An 18306-nucleotide genomic window follows, 5' to 3' on the forward strand; every position below is an offset into this window, starting at 1 on the left:
AGAGGAGTACAAGCAGACAGTCTATATCCGCACGAATGAAAAAATTCAGAAATGGAATCAAGCCTATCAAGAGCTTGCTTCTGCCTATATGCAGGTAGAATTTGTGCCAGTTTTTGATAGTTTGATAGACCAAGAAGGTCAACTCAAAAAAGATTATACAACTGATGGGTTGCACCTTAGTGTTCCCGGTTATCATGTTTTGACCAAAGCTTTGAAAGACTATCTTTTGTAGTTAGTTGATTTCCTTTTTGCATTTTTGATTTAGATAAGGTATAATGGTTTTATTGTCTTTTGGGGTCGTTACGGATTCGACAGGCATTATGAGGCATATTTTGCGACTCGTGTGGCGACGTAAACGCTCAGTTAAATATAACTGCAAAAAATAACACTTCTTACGCTCTAGCTGCCTAAAAACCAGCAGGCGTGACCCGATTTGGATTGCTCGTGTCTGATGATGGGTCTTATTATTAGCGAGATACGATCAAGCTTTGTCTAGCAGTTTGGTAAGAGATTTATAGACTCGCAGTTCCTAGGCTTGAGTTATGTGTCGAGGGATTGTTAAAACAATACATAACCTATGGTTGTAGACAAATATGTTAGCAGGTGTTTGGACGTGGGTTCGACTCCCACCGGCTCCATTGATAATTTACATTGTTTTGTAAATCTTTCTAAAACGTTGTTTTTACAACGTTTTTTATTTTATTCTTTGGTATTCTTTTGCAAAAAAAGAATACAACATTTTGTTGTATCCTAAATATTAAATCAAGTCCTGAATTTTCTTAAGTTTTTATCATATTTTCTGTTATAATTAAGGTGCCTTAAGAAAAATAATGAAAAAACTAAATGTTTTTCATATAGTTTTCATTGTTTTAATAGTTTAAAGTCAATCTTATTTTTCTCTAATAGAAAATAATGAAAAAGTAGGTTTAGAAAGAGGTAAGTATCTATGTCTTCTCATAAAAAAGTGTCACTCTCTGAGATTAATCAATCTATCGATACTCCAAATAACAATCATTTCTGGCAAAATTTAAAGGCCTTTTTAGGTCCGGGTGCTCTTGTCGCAGTTGGTTATATGGATCCAGGAAACTGGATTACCAGTGTAGTCGGTGGCGCTTCCTATAAGTATAGTCTCTTGTTTGTTATCTTGATTTCATCTCTCATTGCCATGCAACTTCAGCAGATGGCAGGAAAGCTTGGTATTGTAACACAGATGGACCTGGCTCAAGCAACGGCTCATCATTCACCTAAATGGCTTCGTTATAGTCTATGGGTGATTTTAGAATTAGCCTTGATGGCGACAGATCTGGCAGAAGTTCTAGGTTCAGCGATTGCTCTCAATCTTCTCTTTAAGATTCCGATTATGATAGCAATTCTCTTGACCGTGTTGGATGTTTTTCTCTTATTGCTTCTGATGAAATTTGGCTTTAAGAAGATTGAAGCTATTGTGACAACACTGATTTTAACCATTCTAGCAATTTTTACCTATCTGGTAGCTTTGTCACATCCAAGCTTCCAAGGAATCGTTGAGGGTTATTTACCCAATTCGACCTTATTTGAGAGTCCTTTGCCAGGTCATGAAAGTCAATTAACTTTAGCTCTGGGGATTGTAGGTGCGACGGTTATGCCTCATAACCTCTATTTGCATTCTTCCTTGTCTCAAACTCGGAAAATCAATCACAAGGACAAGGATGATGTTCGAAAAGCGGTGCGCTTTATGACCTGGGATTCAAATCTCCAATTATCCTTGGCCTTTGTGGTTAACTCCCTTCTATTAATTCTCGGGGCGGCTCTCTTTTTCGGCCATGCATCTGAGATTTCTGCCTTCTCTCAAATGTATAATGCCTTGCAGGATTCTACTATTGCAGGAGCTATAGCTAGCTCGACCTTATCAACCTTGTTTGCCTTGGCTTTATTAGCCAGTGGTCAAAATTCGACAATTACGGGTACCTTGACTGGACAAATCGTTATGGAAGGTTTCTTGCATATGAGATTACCTCAATGGTTCATTCGTTTGGCAACTCGTCTCTTTGCCTTGTTGCCTGTCATGATTGTAGCGGTTCTGTTTGGTCATCAGGAAAAAACATTGGATCAGTTATTGGTTTATTCACAAGTCTTTCTTTCGATTGCTCTTCCATTTTCAATCTTCCCACTGATTTATCTAACTTCTAAGAAATCACTGATGGGAGAATTTACCAATGCCAAATGGAATACCATCCTTGGCTATATCGTTTCCATTATCTTAACAATTCTCAATGTGAAATTGTTATTTGATATTTTCTAAGAAATTCACCCGAGTTATAAAACAAGCATATAAGAAAAAAGATACCCAAGATTTCTTGGGTATCTTTTTTAAAATAAACGGAAGACATGGGATTCGAACCCACGCACGCTGTTACACGCCTACCGCGTTTCCAACACGGCCTCTTAAGCCTCTTGAGTAATCTTCCAATACTTACTCAAATAGTCTACCATAAAGGCTCTTATCTTGCAATAAAAATTCTGGAAATAAGAAAAATGATAGAATTTGAAAGAAAATGATAAAAAATGCTTGACTTTGAAAGAAAGTGTGATAGAATGAATAGTGTAAACGATAACAGGAGGTGATTCAGTGTTAAAAACAGAGCGGAAGCAACTGATTCTAGAGGAGTTAAATCAACATCATGTAGTTTCTCTAGAAAAATTAGTTAGTTTGTTAGAAACGTCAGAATCAACGGTTCGAAGAGATTTGGATGAGTTGGAAGCGGAAAACAAGCTTCGTCGCGTGCATGGTGGAGCAGAATTGCCCCATTCCTTGCAGGAAGAAGAAACCATTCAAGAAAAATCTGTCAAAAACCTTCAAGAGAAGAAGTTGTTAGCTCAGAAGGCTGCCTCTCTCATCAAGGAACAAGATGTCATCTTTATCGATGCTGGAACAACAACTGCTTTTTTGATCCATGAATTGGTCAATAAGAATATTACTGTTGTGACGAATTCGATTCACCATGCCGCACAGTTGGTTGAAAAGCAGATTCCAACTGTCATGGTTGGAGGAAGTGTCAAGATGGCTACAGATGCTAGCATCGGGGGCGTTGCTCTTAACCAGATTAACCAATTGCACTTTGACCGTGCCTTTATCGGGATGAATGGTGTGGACGATGGCTATTATACGACTCCTGATATGGAGGAGGGGGCTGTGAAGCGTGCTATTTTAGAGAATGCCAAACAGACCTATGTCTTGGTGGATTCGTCAAAAATTGGACAAACTTGCTTTGCCAAGGTAGCACCACTCAAACGAGCTATTGTTATCACAAGTCAAGGGCATGAGCTCTTGCAGGTTATTAAGGAGAAAACGGAGGTAATAGAAGTATGATTTATACAGTCACACTCAATCCATCCATTGATTATATCGTTCGTTTGGACCGAGTCCAAGTCGGTAGTGTCAATCGAATGGATAGTGATGATAAGTTTGCTGGTGGGAAAGGAATCAATGTCAGTCGTGTCTTGAAGCGCTTGGATATTCCAAATATAGCGACTGGATTTATCGGAGGTTTTACTGGTGAATTTATCACAGATACTTTGGCTGATGAAGCAATCGAGACACGATTTGTCCAAGTGGCAGAAGATACTCGTATCAATGTCAAGATTAAAGCGGACCGAGAGACAGAAATCAACGGAACGGGTCCAACTGTTGAACCAGCCCAGTTAGAAGAATTGAAAGCCATTTTGTCTAGTTTGACTGCAGAAGATACAGTTGTCTTTGCTGGTTCAAGTGCTAAAAATCTAGGCAACGTCATCTACAAGGATTTAATTGCCTTGACGCGTCAGACGGGTGCGCAAGTGGTTTGTGACTTTGAAGGACAGACCTTGATTGATAGTTTGGACTACCAGCCACTTTTAGTCAAACCAAACAATCATGAACTTGGAGCGATTTTTGGAGTGAAACTCGAAAGTTTAGATGAAATCGAGAGCTATGCTCGTCAGTTACTGGCCAAAGGAGCTCAAAACGTCATTATCTCCATGGCTGGGGACGGTGCCCTTCTTGTCACATCTGAGGGAGCTTACTTCGCAAAACCTATTAAGGGGACAGTCAAAAATTCAGTTGGGGCTGGTGATTCTATGGTCGCTGGATTTACAGGTGAATTTGTCAAATCTAAAGATGCAGTAGAAGCCTTCAAATGGGGAGTTGCTTGTGGAACAGCAACTACCTTCTCGGATGACTTGGCAACAGCAGAATTTATTAAAGAAACATATGAAAAAGTTGAGGTAGAAAAACGATGAAAATTCAAGACCTATTGAGAAAAGATGTCATGTTGCTGGATTTGCAGGCGACTGAAAAAACTGCTGTCATCGAGGAGATGATTAAAAGTTTGACAGAGCACGGTTATGTGACAGATTTTGAAACATTTAAAGAAGGCATTTTGGCGCGTGAAGCTCTCACTTCTACTGGTTTGGGTGACGGAATTGCTATGCCTCACAGCAAAAACGCTGCTGTCAAAGAAGCGACTGTTCTCTTTGCTAAGTCAAACAAGGGTGTTGACTATGAGAGCTTGGATGGACAAGCAACTGACCTCTTCTTTATGATTGCGGCTCCAGAAGGTGCCAATGACACTCACTTGGCAGCCTTGGCAGAATTGTCTCAATACTTAATGAAAGACGGTTTTGCTGACAAACTTCGTCAAGCAACATCAGCTGACCAAGTCATTGAACTTTTTGACAAAGCTTCAGAAAAAACTGAAGAGCCTGTTCAAGCACCTGCCAATGAATCTGCCGACTTCATCGTGGCTGTTACAGCTTGTACAACAGGTATTGCTCACACTTACATGGCCCAAGAAGCTCTTCAAAAAGTGGCTGCTGAAATGGGTGTTGGGATTAAGGTTGAAACCAACGGTGCCAGCGGTGTTGGAAATCAACTAACTGCAGAAGATATCCGTAAGGCTAAAGCTGTTATCATCGCAGCAGACAAGGCCGTTGAAATGGATCGTTTCGATGGCAAACCATTGCTCAATCGTCCAGTTGCTGACGGTATCCGTAAGACAGAAGAGTTAATTAACTTGGCTCTTTCAGGAGATGCGGAAGTCTACCGTGCCGCTAATGGTGCAAAAGCTGCAACAGCCTCTAACGAAAAACAAAGCCTTGGTGGTGCCTTCTACAAACACTTGATGAGTGGTGTATCCCAAATGTTGCCATTCGTTATCGGTGGTGGTATCATGATTGCCCTTGCCTTCTTGATTGACGGTGCTTTGGGTGTTCCAAATGACAACCTTGGAAATCTTGGTTCTTACCATGAACTAGCTTCTATGTTCATGAAAATTGGGGGAGCTGCCTTTGGTTTGATGCTTCCAGTCTTTGCAGGTTATGTTGCCTACTCTATTGCTGAAAAACCAGGTTTGGTTGCAGGTTTCGTAGCTGGTGCTATTGCCAAAGAAGGTTTTGCCTTTGGTAAAATCCCTTATGCAGCAGGTGGTGAAGCAACTTCAACTCTTGCAGGTGTCTCATCTGGTTTCCTAGGTGCCCTTGTTGGTGGATTTATCGCAGGTGCTTTAGTACTTGCTATTAAGAAATACGTTAAAGTTCCTCGTTCACTTGAAGGTGCTAAGTCAATCCTTCTCTTGCCACTTCTTGGAACAATCTTGACTGGATTTGTTATGCTAGCTGTTAACATCCCAATGGCAGCAATCAACACTGCTATGAATGACTTCCTAGGTGGTCTTGGAGGAGGTTCAGCTGTCCTTCTTGGTATCGTCCTTGGTGGAATGATGGCTGTTGACATGGGTGGACCAGTTAACAAAGCGGCTTATGTCTTTGGTACAGGTACGCTTGCCGCTACTGTTTCTTCAGGAGGTTCTGTAGCCATGGCAGCAGTTATGGCTGGAGGAATGGTGCCACCACTTGCAATCTTTGTCGCAACTCTTCTTTTCAAAGATAAATTTACTAAGGAAGAACGCAACTCTGGTTTGACAAACATCATCATGGGCTTGTCATTTATCACTGAGGGAGCGATTCCATTTGGTGCCGCTGACCCAGCTCGTGCTATCCCAAGCTTTATCCTTGGTTCAGCAGTAGCAGGAGGTCTCGTTGGTCTTACTGGTATTAAACTCATGGCGCCACACGGAGGAATCTTCGTGATTGCCCTTACTTCAAATGCTCTCCTTTACCTCGTTTCTGTCTTGGTAGGAGCAATCGTAAGTGGTGTAGTCTATGGTTACCTACGCAAACCACAAGCATAAAACTTAGATAGAAAATGAAAAGATTGGACCGTTTGGTGCAGTCTTTTTCTCTTTCCGAAATGCCTGTGAAATATGGTATAATAGAAGAATGGCAAACAAGAATACAAGTAAAACAAGACGGAGACCGTCTAAAGCAGAACTCGAAAGAAAAGAAGCTATTCAACGAATGTTGATTTCGTTGGGAATCGCGCTCTTATTGATTTTCGCAGCCTTCAATTTAGGGGCTGCAGGTATCACCCTTTACAATTTAATTCGCTTGCTGGTGGGTAGCCTAGCTTATCTGGCAATATTTGGTATCCTGCTCTACCTCTTCTTTTTCAAGTGGATACGAAAACAGGAAGGACTCTTATCTGGATTTTTCACCATATTTGCAGGTTTGCTCTTGATTTTTGAGGCCTACTTAGTTTGGAAATATGGTTTGGATAAGTCGGTATTAAAAGGGACCATGGCTCAGGTTGTGACTGATCTGACTGGTTTTCGAACGACCAGTTTTGCTGGAGGTGGCTTGATTGGGGTCGCTCTTTATATGCCAATCGCCTTTCTCTTTTCAAATATCGGTACTTACTTTATTGGTTCTATCTTGATTTTAGCAGGCGCTCTCCTAATCAGTCCTTGGTCTGTTTACGATATTGCTGAATTTTTCAGTAGAGGCTTTGCCAAATGGCGGGAAGGGCATGAGCGTCGAAAAGAGGAACGCTTTGTCAAACAAGAAGAAAAAGCTCGTCAAAAGGCTGAGCAAGAGGCTAGATTAGAACAAGAAGAGGCTGAAAAAGCCTTACTCGATTTGCCTCCTGTTGATATGGAAACAGGTGAAATTTTGACAGAAGATGTTGTACTTGACGTTCCACCTTTTCCAGATGAAGAGTGGGTAGAACCAGAAATCATCCTTCCTCAACCTGAACTTGAATTCCCTGAACAGGAAGATGGCTCTGATGATGAAGACGTACAGGTCGATTTTTCTGCTAAGGAGGCCCTTGAATACAAACTTCCAAGCTTACAACTCTTTGCCCCAGATAAACCCAAGGATCAGTCTAAAGAAAAGAAAATCGTTCGAGAAAATATCAAAATTCTAGAAGAAACCTTTGCTAGCTTTGGTATCAAGGTAACAGTTGAACGGGCCGAAATTGGGCCATCAGTGACCAAGTATGAAGTCAAGCCAGCAGTGGGTGTAAGGGTCAACCGCATCTCCAATCTCGCAGATGACCTCGCTCTAGCCTTGGCGGCCAAGGATGTCCGAATCGAAGCACCTATCCCAGGGAAATCTTTAGTGGGAATCGAAGTACCTAATTCTGAGATTGCGACAGTTTCTTTCCGAGAACTATGGGAACAATCTCAAACGAAAGCAGAAAATCTCTTGGAAATTCCTTTAGGGAAGGCTGTTAATGGAACCGCAAGAGCATTTGACCTCTCCAAGATGCCCCACTTGCTTGTCGCAGGTTCAACGGGATCAGGGAAGTCAGTAGCTGTTAATGGCATTATCGCTAGCATTCTGATGAAAGCAAGACCCGACCAGGTCAAGTTTATGATGGTGGACCCTAAGATGGTTGAGTTGTCTGTTTACAATGATATTCCCCACCTCTTGATTCCAGTTGTGACCAATCCACGTAAGGCTAGCAAGGCTTTGCAAAAGGTCGTGGATGAAATGGAAAATCGTTATGAACTCTTTGCCAAGGTGGGAGTTCGGAATATTGCAGGTTTTAATGCCAAGGTAGAAGAGTTCAATGCCCAGTCTGAGTACAAGCAGGTTCCGCTACCGCTCATTGTCGTGATTGTGGATGAGTTGGCTGACCTCATGATGGTTGCCAGCAAGGAAGTAGAAGATGCCATTATCCGTTTGGGACAGAAGGCGCGTGCTGCAGGTATCCACATGATTCTTGCAACTCAGCGCCCATCGGTTGATGTCATTTCTGGTTTGATCAAGGCCAATGTCCCATCTCGTGTCGCTTTCGCAGTTTCATCAGGGACAGACTCCCGTACTATCTTGGATGAAAATGGAGCTGAAAAACTGCTTGGTCGAGGTGACATGCTCTTTAAACCGATTGATGAAAATCATCCAGTTCGTCTCCAAGGCTCCTTTATCTCGGATGATGATGTCGAGCGCATCGTAAACTTCATCAAGGCTCAGGCTGATGCGGACTACGATGAGAGTTTTGATCCAGGTGAGGTTTCTGAAAATGAAGGTGAATTTTCAGATGGTGAAACTGGTGGAGATCCGCTTTTTGAAGAAGCCAAAGCTTTGGTCATTGAGACCCAGAAAGCTAGTGCGTCCATGATTCAGCGTCGTTTATCAGTTGGATTTAACCGTGCGACCCGCCTTATGGAAGAACTCGAAATGGCAGGTGTCATTGGTCCAGCTGAAGGTACCAAACCAAGAAAAGTATTGCAACAATAAAAAAATAGCTTCTTTCCAAGTTTGGAAGGAAGCTATTTTACTGGCTATTGATTGGTATTATTTTCTGAATTTGGAGTATTGGACTGTTTTTCATTTTCAGTAGTAGATTTACTTGGAGCAGGAGTAGTAGATTCCTGAGTTGCTGCTTTCTGCTCTTCTTTTTTCTCTTCCTTGACGCTGGATTTTGGTGTTTCTTCTTGTTGTGGTTTTTCTTGAGAAGTGTTATTTTCCTTATTAGGACTAGTGTTTTCCTGAGGGGATTCCTTTTGAATTTCTTTGACAATTGTTGTCGTCTGGCTTGTCGTAGGTTCTTTTTTAGTATTTTTGTTATTATCCAAGGCGTTCATGATAGTGATACTTGCGGTAATTAAGCCGAGAATACTACCGATAGTAGCAACGGTTTTTTGAAAGACCGTAAAGCCTTTTTTGATGTGTTCTGTTTTTGGTTTTGAAGTTCTACGATAATTAGACATACATTCTCTCCTTTAACTAAAATTTATTATACCGCATTTCTTTAAAAAAATCTTAAAAAAAGAGGAATTGCCCTTTCTTGTCGCAAGCTCCGTTTCATGATACAATAGAAGAAGTGATTTTAGAAAGCGTGAGAAAACATGATTTACTTTGATAATTCGGCGACGACTAAGCCTTATCCTGAAGCCCTTGAAACTTATATGCAGGTGGCTTCAAAAATTTTAGGAAATCCATCTAGTCTCCATCGTTTGGGAGACCAGGCAACACGAATCTTAGATGCTTCTCGCCAACAGATTGCAGATTTAATCGGTAAGAAAAGCGATGAAATCTTCTTTACTTCTGGTGGGACAGAAGGAGATAACTGGGTCATCAAGGGTGTGGCCTTTGAAAAGGCTCAGTTTGGAAAGCACATCATCGTATCAGCCATTGAACATCCGGCAGTCAAAGAGTCAGCTCTCTGGTTGAAAAGTCAAGGATTTGAAGTGGATTTTGCTCCAGTTGATGAGAAAGGATTTGTGGATGTTGAGGCGCTAGCAGATTTGATAAGACCTGATACGACCCTCGTTTCCATCATGGCAGTTAACAACGAAATCGGCTCTGTTCAGCCCATTGAGGCTATTTCAGAACTGTTAGCAGACAAGCCGACTATTTCCTTCCATGTTGATGCGGTTCAGGCACTTGCTAAAATTCCGACTGAAAAGTATCTGACAGAACGAGTGGATTTTGCAACTTTCTCTAGTCACAAGTTTCACGGAATTCGAGGGGTTGGATTTGTTTATATCAAGTCTGGCAAGAAGATTACGCCTCTTTTAACTGGTGGTGGTCAGGAGCGTGATTATCGTTCAACAACTGAAAATGTGGCAGGGATTGCAGCGACAGCCAAGGCTCTTCGTTTGTCCATGGAAAAGCTAGATTTCTTTACTGGCAAGACTGGCCAGATGAAGTCAGTAATTCGTCAAGCCCTTCTGGACTATCCAGATATTTTTATCTTCTCAGATGAGGAAGACTTTGCCCCTCATATCCTGACTTTTGGAATCAAGGGTGTTCGTGGTGAAGTCATCGTTCACGCCTTTGAAGACTATGATATTTTCATCTCAACGACCTCTGCTTGTTCGTCCAAGGCAGGGAAACCAGCTGGAACCTTGATAGCTATGGGAGTCGACAAGGATAAGGCCCAGTCAGCTGTGCGTCTTAGCCTAGACCTTGAAAATGATATGAGTCAGGTCGAGCAGTTTTTGACCAAGTTAAAATTGATTTACAATCAAACTAGAAAAGTAAGATAGGAGCATTCATGCAATATTCAGAAATTATGATTCGCTATGGAGAATTGTCAACCAAGGGCAAAAACCGTATGCGTTTCATCAATAAACTTCGCAATAATATTTCAGACGTTTTGTCCATCTATCCCCAAGTTAAGGTAACGGCAGATCGCGACCGTGCCCATGCTTACCTCAATGGAGCAGATTACACAGCAGTAGCAGAATCCCTCAAACAAGTATTTGGTATTCAAAATTTTTCCCCTGTTTATAAGGTTGAAAAATCTGTAGAGGTTCTGAAGTCTGCTGTCCAAGAGATTATGCAGGACATCTACAAGGACGGCATGACTTTTAAAATCTCTAGCAAGCGTAGTGACCACAACTTTGAGTTGGATAGCCGTGAACTCAATCAAACACTTGGAGGGGCTGTATTTGAAGCCATTCCAAACGTACAAGCTCAAATGAAAAGTCCTGATATCAATCTCCAAGTGGAGATTCGTGAAGAAGCAGCCTATCTTTCTTATGAAACCATTCGTGGGGCTGGTGGTTTGCCAGTTGGAACTTCAGGTAAAGGGATGCTTATGTTGTCAGGAGGGATTGACTCACCTGTAGCAGGTTATCTTGCTTTGAAACGTGGAGTGGATATTGAGGCTGTTCATTTTGCCAGCCCACCATACACGAGTCCTGGTGCTCTTAAAAAAGCCCAAGATTTGACCCGTAAATTAACCAAGTTCGGGGGAAATATCCAGTTTATCGAAGTACCTTTCACTGAGATTCAAGAGGAAATCAAGGCTAAGGCGCCAGAGGCTTATTTGATGACTCTAACTCGTCGCTTTATGATGCGGATTACTGACCGTATTCGTGAGGTACGAAATGGTTTAGTTATCATCAATGGGGAGAGTCTAGGTCAAGTAGCCAGCCAAACCCTTGAAAGCATGCAGGCTATTAATGCGGTTACCAACACTCCCATCATCCGTCCAGTTGTGACAATGGATAAGTTGGAAATCATTGACATTGCTCAGGAAATTGATACCTTTGACATTTCAATCCAACCGTTTGAAGACTGCTGTACCATTTTTGCGCCAGATCGTCCGAAAACAAATCCTAAGATTAAGAATGCGGAGCAGTATGAAACTCGCATGGATGTTGAAGGTTTAGTTGAGCGAGCTGTGGCTGGAATCATGATTACTGAGATTACACCGCAGGCTGAAAAAGATGAAGTGGATGACTTGATTGACAATCTTCTCTAATCAGAAAATCCAGAAGAATTTAGAAAAATAAATGAAAAAGTTAGTTTTTAATTCCAAAAACGGAAGCAAAACTAACTTTTTTTCTATAAATGTGATATAATAAAATAAAATTTTGAATATAGAGAGTTTTCTGACAATGAATCAATCCTACTTTTATTTAAAAATGAAAGAACACAAACTCAAGGTTCCTTATACAGGTAAGGAACGCCGTGTACGTGTTCTTTTGCCTAAAGATTATGAGAAAGACACGGATCGTTCCTATCCTGTTGTTTACTTTCATGATGGGCAAAATGTTTTTTATAGCAAGGAGTCTTTCATTGGCCATTCATGGAAGATTATCCCAGCTATTAAGCGTAATCCTGATATCAGTCGCATGATTGTCGTTGCTATTGACAATGATGGTATGGGACGGATGAATGAGTACGCAGCTTGGAAGTTTCAAGAATCTCCTATTCCAGGGCAGCAGTTTGGCGGTAAGGGTGTGGAATATTCTGAGTTTGTCATGGAGGTGGTCAAACCTTTTATTGATGAGACCTACCGTACCAAAGCTGACCGCCAGCATACGGCTATGATTGGGTCTTCACTAGGAGGCAATATTACCCAGTTTATCGGTTTGGAATACCAAGACCAAATTGGTTGTCTAGGGGTCTTTTCATCTGCTAACTGGCTCCACCAAGAAGCCTTTAATCGCTATATTGAACGCAAGAAACTATCGTCTGACCATCGTATCTTTATCTATGTTGGAACAGAAGAAGCAGATGATACAGACAAGACCCTGATGGCTGGTAATATCAAGCAAGCCTATATTGACTCGTCGCTTCGCTATTACCATGATTTGATAGCAGGGGGAGTTCATCTGGATAATCTTGTCCTGAAAGTTCAGTCTGGTGCCATCCATAGTGAAATCCCTTGGTCGGAGAATTTACCAGACTGTCTGAGATTTTTTGCAGAGAAATGGTAAGTTAGGAAAGGAGAAAGCCAATGCATATTGAAAACCTTAGCCACTGGAGTGGTCACCTCAACCGTGAAATGTACCTTAATCGTTATGGACATGCTGGGATTCCAGTTGTGGTCTTTGCTTCATCAGGTGGTAGTCACAACGAATACTATGATTTTGGCATGATTGATGCCTGTGCTTCCTTTATCGAGGAAGGCCGTGTCCAGTTCTTTACCCTATCCAGTGTAGATAGTGAGAGCTGGTTGGCCACTTGGAAAAACGGTCACGACCAAGCGGAGATGCACCGTGCCTACGAACGCTATGTGATTGAGGAGGCCATTCCTTTTATCAAGCATAAGACAGGTTGGTTTGATGGCATGATGACGACAGGTTGCTCGATGGGCGCCTACCATGCTGTCAATTTCTTCCTCCAGCATCCAGATGTCTTTACCAAAGTAATTGCTCTTAGTGGTGTTTACGATGCACGTTTCTTTGTCGGCGATTACTACAATGACGATGCTATTTACCAAAACTCGCCAGTAGATTATATCTGGAACCAGAACGACGGCTGGTTTATTGACCGTTATCGTCAGGCAGAGATTGTGCTTTGTACGGGTCTCGGTGCCTGGGAACAAGACGGTCTACCATCTTTCTACAAGCTCAAAGAAGCCTTTGACCAGAAACAAATTCCAGCCTGGTTTGCTGAATGGGGGCACGATGTCGCCCATGACTGGGAATGGTGGCGCAAACAAATGCCTTATTTCCTTGGCAATCTCTATTTATAAAAGGAGTTACCTATGAATTACCTTGTTATTTCTCCCTACTATCCACAAAACTTTCAACAGTTTACCATCGAACTAGCTAATAAAGGCATCACAGTCTTGGGAATTGGTCAAGAGCCTTATGAGCAATTGGATGAGTCCTTGCGCAATAGCCTGACTGAGTATTTCCGCGTTGATAATCTTGAGAACATAGACGAAGTCAAACGTGCAGTTGCTTTTCTCTTTTATAAACATGGCCCAATTGACCGCATCGAGTCTCACAATGAATATTGGCTTGAGCTAGACGCAGCACTCAGAGAACAATTCAATGTTTTTGGTGCCAAACCAGAAGACCTTAAAAAGACTAAATTTAAGTCTGAAATGAAGAAACTTTTCAAAAAAGCAGGTGTCCCTGTGGTACCTGGAGCTGTTATCAAGACGGAAGAAGATGTTGATCAAGCTGTGAGAGAAATCGGCCTTCCAATGATTGCAAAACCTGATAATGGAGTGGGAGCAGCCGCGACCTTTAAGCTTGAAACAGAAGACGATATCAATCACTTCAAGCAAGAATGGGACCATTCGACCGTTTATTTCTTTGAAAAATTTGTCACTTCCAGTGAAATCTGTACCTTTGATGGTCTTGTGGATAAGGATGGCAATATCGTCTTTTCAACGACTTTCGATTATGCCCATACACCACTTGATCTCATGATTTATAAGATGGACAATTCCTACTATGTGCTTAAGGATATGGATCCTAAATTACGTAAATATGGAGAGGCAATTGTCAAAGAATTTGGTATGAAAGAACGGTTCTTCCATATTGAGTTTTTCCGCGAAGGGGATGATTACATCGCCATTGAGTACAATAACCGCCCTGCAGGTGGTTTCACTATCGATGTTTATAACTTTGCCCATTCCTTGGACCTCTATCGTGGATATGCATCCATTGTCGCAGGAGAAGAGTTCCCAGCGTCAGAGTTTGAACCTCAGTATTGTTTGGCTACATCACGTCGTGCAAATGCTCATTATGTCTATTCTGAGGAGGACTTGCTTGGCAAATATAGCCATCAGTTCAAGGTTAAAAAAATCATGCCAACGGCCTTTGCGGAACTTCAAGGAGATTACCTTTATATGCTGACAACTCCGAGTCGACAAGAAATGGAGCAAATGATTGCAGATTTCGGACAACGTCAAGAATAAGAACTCTCGGATTAAGGAAATGGATTCCCTTAATCCTTTTGTTTTTTATAATAAATGAAATCGCTTTCTCGTGTATTCTTTTAGAAAACCTGTTGCTAAAAGATATAAAAATTGATAGAATAAGGATTGTCTAAAAAATTTTAAGGAGAATCTATCAAATGGATTTCACATGGGCAATTAAATATGCCACTGAATTTTTGGGAACTGCTATTTTGATCATTCTTGGAAATGGTGCAGTTGCCAACGTTGAACTTAAAGGTACGAAAGGTCACCAAAGTGGCTGGATCGTTATTGCTGTTGGTTACGGTATGGGGGTTATGATTCCAGCTTTGATGTTTGGTAACGTATCAGGTAACCACATTAACCCAGCCTTCACTCTTGGACTTGCGATCAGCGGTCTCTTCCCTTGGGCACAAGTAGCGCCTTATATCATCGCACAAGTTTTGGGTGCTATCTTTGGTCAAGCATTGGTTGTGGCAACACACCGCCCATATTACTTGAAAACTGAAAATCCAAACAACATCTTGGGTACTTTCTCAACCATTTCAAGTTTGGATAATGGTACAAAAGAATCACATTTCGCAGCAACCGTTAATGGTTTTGTAAACGAGTTTATCGGTTCATTTGTTCTGTTCTTTGCAGCTCTTGGATTAACTAAAAACTTCTTTGGTGCTGAGGTTCTTCAATACATGAAACAAATGGCTAGTCAAGCAGGTCAAACAGTTGATTTCTCTGATTTAGCAATTAAAGCTCAAACAGCACCTCATACAGCTTCAGGTCTTGGAATTGCTCACTTGGCACTTGGATTCCTTGTTATGGCCTTGGTAACATCACTTGGTGGACCTACAGGACCTGCCTTGAACCCAGCCCGTGACTTGGGGCCACGTCTCCTTCATGCTTTCCTTCCAAAATCAGTTCTTGGTGAGCACAAAGGTGATTCAAAATGGTGGTACTCTTGGGTACCAGTAGTAGCACCGATCGCAGCAGCAATTGCGGCAGTAGCTATCTTCAAATTCCTTTACCTATAAGAAATTGAAACCGGGGCAATCCTCGGTTTTTTAGATGAAATTTTTACGAAAAATCGGTAAATTTGAGCATAATATCTTGTAAAAAATTCTAAAATCCTTTAAAATAAAAGAGTTGGAGGAATTTATGAATGTAAATCAGATTGTACGGATTATTCCTACTTTAAAAGTTAATAATAGAAAATTAAATGAAACATTTTATATTGAAACCCTTGGCATGAAGGCCTTGTTAGAAGAATCAGCCTTTCTATCACTAGGTGATCAAACAGGTTTAGAAAAGCTGGTTTTAGAAGAAGCTCCCAGTATGCGCACTCGTAAGGTAGAGGGAAGAAAAAAGCTGGCTAGATTGGTTGTCAAGGTGGAAAATCCCTTGGAAATTGAAGGACTCTTATCTAAAACAGATTCGATTCATCGATTATATAAAGGTCAAAATGGCTACGCTTTTGAAATTTACTCTCCAGAAGATGATTTGGTTTTGATTCATGCAGAAGATGATAGAGAAAGTCTAGTAGAAGTAGGAGAAAAACCTGAATTTCAAACAGATTTGGACTCAATTTCTTTAAGTAAATTTGAGATTTCCATGGAATTACACCTCCCAACTGATATCGAAAGTTATTTGGAATCATCTGAAGTTGGGACATCACTTGGTTTTATCCCAGCTGAGGGGCAGGATTTGACTGTGGACAATTCGGTTACTTGGGACTTATCTATGCTCAAGTTCTTGGTCAATGAACTAGATATAGAAAGTCTTCGCCAGAAGTTTGATTCTACCGAATATTTTATTCCTAAGTCTGAAAAATTCTTCCTTGGTAAAGATAGAAATAATGTTGAATTGTGGTTTGAAGAAGTATGAAGTGGACCAAGATTATTAAAAAAATAGAAGAACAAATCGAGGCAGGGATTTATCCCGGAGCCTCTTTTGCGTATTTTAAGGGCAATAAATGGGCGGAGTTCTATTTAGGACAGAGTGACCCGGAGCATGGCTTGGATACTGAGCCAGGACTGGTTTATGACCTAGCTAGTGTCAGCAAGGTTGTTGGGGTTGGTACCGTTTTTACCTTCTTGTGGGAAAAAGGTCAATTAGATATTGACAGACCGGTAACCGATTTTTTACCTGAAAGTGATTATCCAGACATCACTATTCGTCAGCTCTTAACTCACGCTACAGACCTTGATCCGTTTATTCCCAATCGTGATCTTTTAATAGATTCAGAATTAAAGGAAGCGATGTTTCATCTCAATAGACGAAACCAGCCAGCCTTTCTTTATTCGGATGTCCATTTTTTGTTGTTGGGTTTTATCTTGGAAAGAATCTTTAATCAAGATTTGGATGTGATTTTACAAGAACAAGTCTGGAATCTTTGGGGAATGACGGCAACCCAATTTGGACCTGTTGAGCTTGCTGTTCCAACAGTTAGAGGTATCGAGGCAGGTCTGGTACATGATCCCAAGGCTCGCCTCCTAGGCAGACATGCAGGTAGTGCTGGTTTGTTTTCGACTGTAAAGGATTTACAAATCTTTTTAGAACACTATTTAGCAGATGATTTTGCAAGAGATTTGAGTCAAAATTTTTCTCCTTTGGATGACAAGGAACGTTCTTTGGCATGGAATTTGGAAGGAGATTGGCTAGACCATACGGGCTATACAGGTACCTTTATCATGTGGAACCGGCAGAATCAAGAAGCGGTCATTTTCCTATCGAATCGTACCTATGAAAAGGATGAGAGGGCTCAATGGATTGTAGACCGCAATCAAGTGATGGACTTGATTCGCAAAGAAGAGTAAGGAGAGACATGTCAAACAGTTTAAAAGGGACTCTATTAACAGTTGTGGCTGGGATTGCTTGGGGCTTGTCAGGAACGAGTGGCCAATACCTGATGGCACACGGAATTTCGGCTCTAGTCTTGACCAACTTGCGTCTTTTAATCGCTGGTGGAATTCTCATGCTCTTGGCTTATGCTACTGCAAAGGATAAAATGCTGGCCTTTTTAAAGGATAGAAAGAGTTTGCTGTCTCTTCTCATTTTTGCTCTAATTGGTCTCTTCCTCAACCAATTCGCCTATCTAACTGCTATTCAGGAGACCAATGCAGGAACAGCGACTGTGCTTCAGTATGTTTGTCCTGTTGGAATTTTGATTTATAGCTGTATCAAGGATAAGGTGGCACCGACACTGGGAGAGATTGTTTCTATCATATTAGCCATCGGAGGAACCTTCCTGATCGCCACTCATGGACAGTTGGACCAGTTATCCATGACACCTGCAGGCCTGTTTTGGGGTCTCTTTTCTGCACTAACTTATGCACTTTATATCATTTTGCCCATAGCCGTGATTAAGAAGTGGGGGAGTAGTTTGGTTATTGGTGTGGGAATGGTCATAGCAGGTTTGGTCGCCCTTCCTTTTACAGGAGTTCTACAGACTACTATCCCAACAAGTCTTGATTTTCTTCTTGCTTTTGCGGGCATTATTCTTATCGGGACTGTCTTTGCCTATACAGCCTTCTTAAAAGGAGCCAGTTTGATTGGACCGGTCAAGTCAAGCTTGTTGGCTTCAATTGAGCCAATTTCGGCGGTTTTCTTTGCCTTCCTAATTATGAATGAACAATTTTATCCCATTGATTTTCTTGGTATGGCAATGATTTTAATTGCAGTAACTCTGATTTCTTTGAAAGATTTATTGTTAGAGAAATAAACAAAAAATGAAAGTAGATGATAACCACTCTTAAAGAGGGGTTATTTTTACTAGTAAACGTCTTTAAATCTAAATGAATTAATGAAATTTTATAAAAGTTTAAGCCTTTTTTCTT

The 18306-nt window shown here is 41.3% G+C and carries 16 protein-coding genes, 1 tRNA gene and 1 other RNA gene; 16 read left to right on the forward strand and 2 right to left on the reverse strand.

From position 1 onward, the window contains the following. From HMPREF2628_RS06890 to HMPREF2628_RS06900, 3 genes are all read left to right on the forward strand, one after another. The coding region (locus tag HMPREF2628_RS06890) for a GDSL-type esterase/lipase family protein (RefSeq protein ID WP_373879016.1) at positions 1-232 on the forward strand (232 nt) is incomplete at its 5' end. A gap of 61 nt (positions 233-293) precedes the next feature. Next, positions 294-641, forward strand: a transfer-messenger RNA (tmRNA) gene (gene ssrA, locus HMPREF2628_RS06895). A gap of 305 nt (positions 642-946) precedes the next feature. Beyond that, positions 947-2281: an Nramp family divalent metal transporter gene (locus HMPREF2628_RS06900; protein WP_000094599.1), complete on the forward strand. Its 1335-nt coding sequence runs from the start codon at positions 947-949 to the stop codon at positions 2279-2281. Between the two features lie 78 nt (positions 2282-2359). Here the strand turns inward: HMPREF2628_RS06900 and HMPREF2628_RS06905 are convergent. After that, a tRNA-Ser gene (locus HMPREF2628_RS06905) sits at positions 2360-2447 on the reverse strand. A gap of 161 nt (positions 2448-2608) precedes the next feature. Here HMPREF2628_RS06905 and HMPREF2628_RS06910 point away from each other — a divergent pair. From HMPREF2628_RS06910 to HMPREF2628_RS06925, 4 genes are all read left to right on the forward strand, one after another. Beyond that, on the forward strand, positions 2609-3349 hold the full coding sequence (locus HMPREF2628_RS06910) for a DeoR/GlpR family DNA-binding transcription regulator (protein ID WP_070842725.1): 741 nt from the start codon (positions 2609-2611) through the stop codon (positions 3347-3349). Further along, entirely contained in the window at positions 3346-4257 is a 912-nt protein-coding gene (gene pfkB, locus HMPREF2628_RS06915) for a 1-phosphofructokinase (protein WP_070842726.1), read from the forward strand. Before HMPREF2628_RS06910 ends, pfkB begins: the two co-directional genes overlap by 4 nt. After that, positions 4254-6206, forward strand: a complete 1953-nt coding sequence (locus HMPREF2628_RS06920; RefSeq protein ID WP_070842727.1) for a fructose-specific PTS transporter subunit EIIC — start codon at positions 4254-4256, stop codon at positions 6204-6206. The genes pfkB and HMPREF2628_RS06920 overlap by 4 nt, the downstream gene beginning before the upstream one ends. 88 nt (positions 6207-6294) lie before the next feature. Beyond that, positions 6295-8598, forward strand: a complete 2304-nt coding sequence (locus HMPREF2628_RS06925) for a DNA translocase FtsK (RefSeq protein WP_083320539.1) — start codon at positions 6295-6297, stop codon at positions 8596-8598. A 44-nt stretch (positions 8599-8642) separates the two neighbouring features. Here the strand turns inward: HMPREF2628_RS06925 and HMPREF2628_RS06930 are convergent, their stop codons facing one another. Next, a complete protein-coding gene (locus tag HMPREF2628_RS06930) occupies positions 8643-9071 on the reverse strand; it encodes a DUF6556 family protein (protein ID WP_070842729.1) in 429 nt (142 codons plus the stop codon). 138 nt (positions 9072-9209) lie between these two features. Between HMPREF2628_RS06930 and HMPREF2628_RS06935 the strand changes: the two genes are divergently transcribed. The 9 genes from HMPREF2628_RS06935 (at position 9210) to HMPREF2628_RS06975 (ending at position 18191) form a co-directional block, all read left to right on the forward strand. Continuing rightward, positions 9210-10352 (forward strand): cysteine desulfurase family protein, encoded by a 1143-nt coding sequence (locus HMPREF2628_RS06935; protein ID WP_070842730.1) that lies wholly within the window; start codon positions 9210-9212, stop codon positions 10350-10352. An 8-nt stretch (positions 10353-10360) separates the two neighbouring features. Next, positions 10361-11575, forward strand: a complete 1215-nt coding sequence (gene thiI / locus HMPREF2628_RS06940; protein WP_070842731.1) for a tRNA uracil 4-sulfurtransferase ThiI — start codon at positions 10361-10363, stop codon at positions 11573-11575. Between the two features lie 136 nt (positions 11576-11711). Next, positions 11712-12536, forward strand: a complete 825-nt coding sequence (locus HMPREF2628_RS06945; RefSeq protein ID WP_070478698.1) for an alpha/beta hydrolase — start codon at positions 11712-11714, stop codon at positions 12534-12536. A 20-nt stretch (positions 12537-12556) separates the two neighbouring features. After that, entirely contained in the window at positions 12557-13297 is a 741-nt protein-coding gene (locus tag HMPREF2628_RS06950) for an esterase family protein (RefSeq protein WP_000546802.1), read from the forward strand. A gap of 12 nt (positions 13298-13309) precedes the next feature. Further along, positions 13310-14476 carry an ATP-grasp domain-containing protein gene (locus HMPREF2628_RS06955; RefSeq protein WP_070842732.1) on the forward strand — a complete coding sequence of 389 codons (1167 nt, stop codon included), beginning with the start codon at positions 13310-13312 and terminating at the stop codon, positions 14474-14476. A 158-nt stretch (positions 14477-14634) separates the two neighbouring features. Beyond that, the gene (gene gla / locus HMPREF2628_RS06960) at positions 14635-15504 is read left to right on the forward strand and encodes an aquaglyceroporin Gla (RefSeq protein WP_049551898.1); all 870 of its coding nucleotides are present in this window, start codon (positions 14635-14637) and stop codon (positions 15502-15504) included. Between the two features lie 124 nt (positions 15505-15628). Further along, positions 15629-16354 (forward strand): CppA N-terminal domain-containing protein, encoded by a 726-nt coding sequence (locus tag HMPREF2628_RS06965; RefSeq protein ID WP_070842733.1) that lies wholly within the window; start codon positions 15629-15631, stop codon positions 16352-16354. After that, entirely contained in the window at positions 16351-17286 is a 936-nt protein-coding gene (locus tag HMPREF2628_RS06970) for a serine hydrolase domain-containing protein (protein WP_070842734.1), read from the forward strand. The genes HMPREF2628_RS06965 and HMPREF2628_RS06970 overlap by 4 nt, the downstream gene beginning before the upstream one ends. An 8-nt stretch (positions 17287-17294) precedes the next feature. Next, positions 17295-18191 (forward strand): DMT family transporter, encoded by an 897-nt coding sequence (locus tag HMPREF2628_RS06975; RefSeq protein WP_070842735.1) that lies wholly within the window; start codon positions 17295-17297, stop codon positions 18189-18191. The last annotated feature ends 115 nt before the right edge of the window (positions 18192-18306 follow it).

It is taken from the genome of Streptococcus sp. HMSC063B03 (assembly GCF_001836965.1).
GTDB lineage: Bacteria > Bacillota > Bacilli > Lactobacillales > Streptococcaceae > Streptococcus > Streptococcus pneumoniae_F.

What these genes read in the sequence shown, in the direction of transcription:
- HMPREF2628_RS06900 (WP_000094599.1), top strand. Translation starts at nt 947, where the DNA reads ATGTCTTCTCATAAAAAAGTGTCACTCTCTGAGATTAATCAATCTATC.
- pfkB (WP_070842726.1), top strand. Translation starts at nt 3,346, where the DNA reads ATGATTTATACAGTCACACTCAATCCATCCATTGATTATATCGTTCGT.
- HMPREF2628_RS06920 (WP_070842727.1), top strand. Translation starts at nt 4,254, where the DNA reads ATGAAAATTCAAGACCTATTGAGAAAAGATGTCATGTTGCTGGATTTG.
- HMPREF2628_RS06925 (WP_083320539.1), top strand. Translation starts at nt 6,295, where the DNA reads ATGGCAAACAAGAATACAAGTAAAACAAGACGGAGACCGTCTAAAGCA.
- HMPREF2628_RS06930 (WP_070842729.1), bottom strand. Translation starts at nt 9,071, where the DNA reads ATGTCTAATTATCGTAGAACTTCAAAACCAAAAACAGAACACATCAAA.
- HMPREF2628_RS06935 (WP_070842730.1), top strand. Translation starts at nt 9,210, where the DNA reads ATGATTTACTTTGATAATTCGGCGACGACTAAGCCTTATCCTGAAGCC.
- thiI (WP_070842731.1), top strand. Translation starts at nt 10,361, where the DNA reads ATGCAATATTCAGAAATTATGATTCGCTATGGAGAATTGTCAACCAAG.
- HMPREF2628_RS06945 (WP_070478698.1), top strand. Translation starts at nt 11,712, where the DNA reads ATGAATCAATCCTACTTTTATTTAAAAATGAAAGAACACAAACTCAAG.
- HMPREF2628_RS06950 (WP_000546802.1), top strand. Translation starts at nt 12,557, where the DNA reads ATGCATATTGAAAACCTTAGCCACTGGAGTGGTCACCTCAACCGTGAA.
- HMPREF2628_RS06955 (WP_070842732.1), top strand. Translation starts at nt 13,310, where the DNA reads ATGAATTACCTTGTTATTTCTCCCTACTATCCACAAAACTTTCAACAG.
- gla (WP_049551898.1), top strand. Translation starts at nt 14,635, where the DNA reads ATGGATTTCACATGGGCAATTAAATATGCCACTGAATTTTTGGGAACT.
- HMPREF2628_RS06965 (WP_070842733.1), top strand. Translation starts at nt 15,629, where the DNA reads ATGAATGTAAATCAGATTGTACGGATTATTCCTACTTTAAAAGTTAAT.
- HMPREF2628_RS06970 (WP_070842734.1), top strand. Translation starts at nt 16,351, where the DNA reads ATGAAGTGGACCAAGATTATTAAAAAAATAGAAGAACAAATCGAGGCA.
- HMPREF2628_RS06975 (WP_070842735.1), top strand. Translation starts at nt 17,295, where the DNA reads ATGTCAAACAGTTTAAAAGGGACTCTATTAACAGTTGTGGCTGGGATT.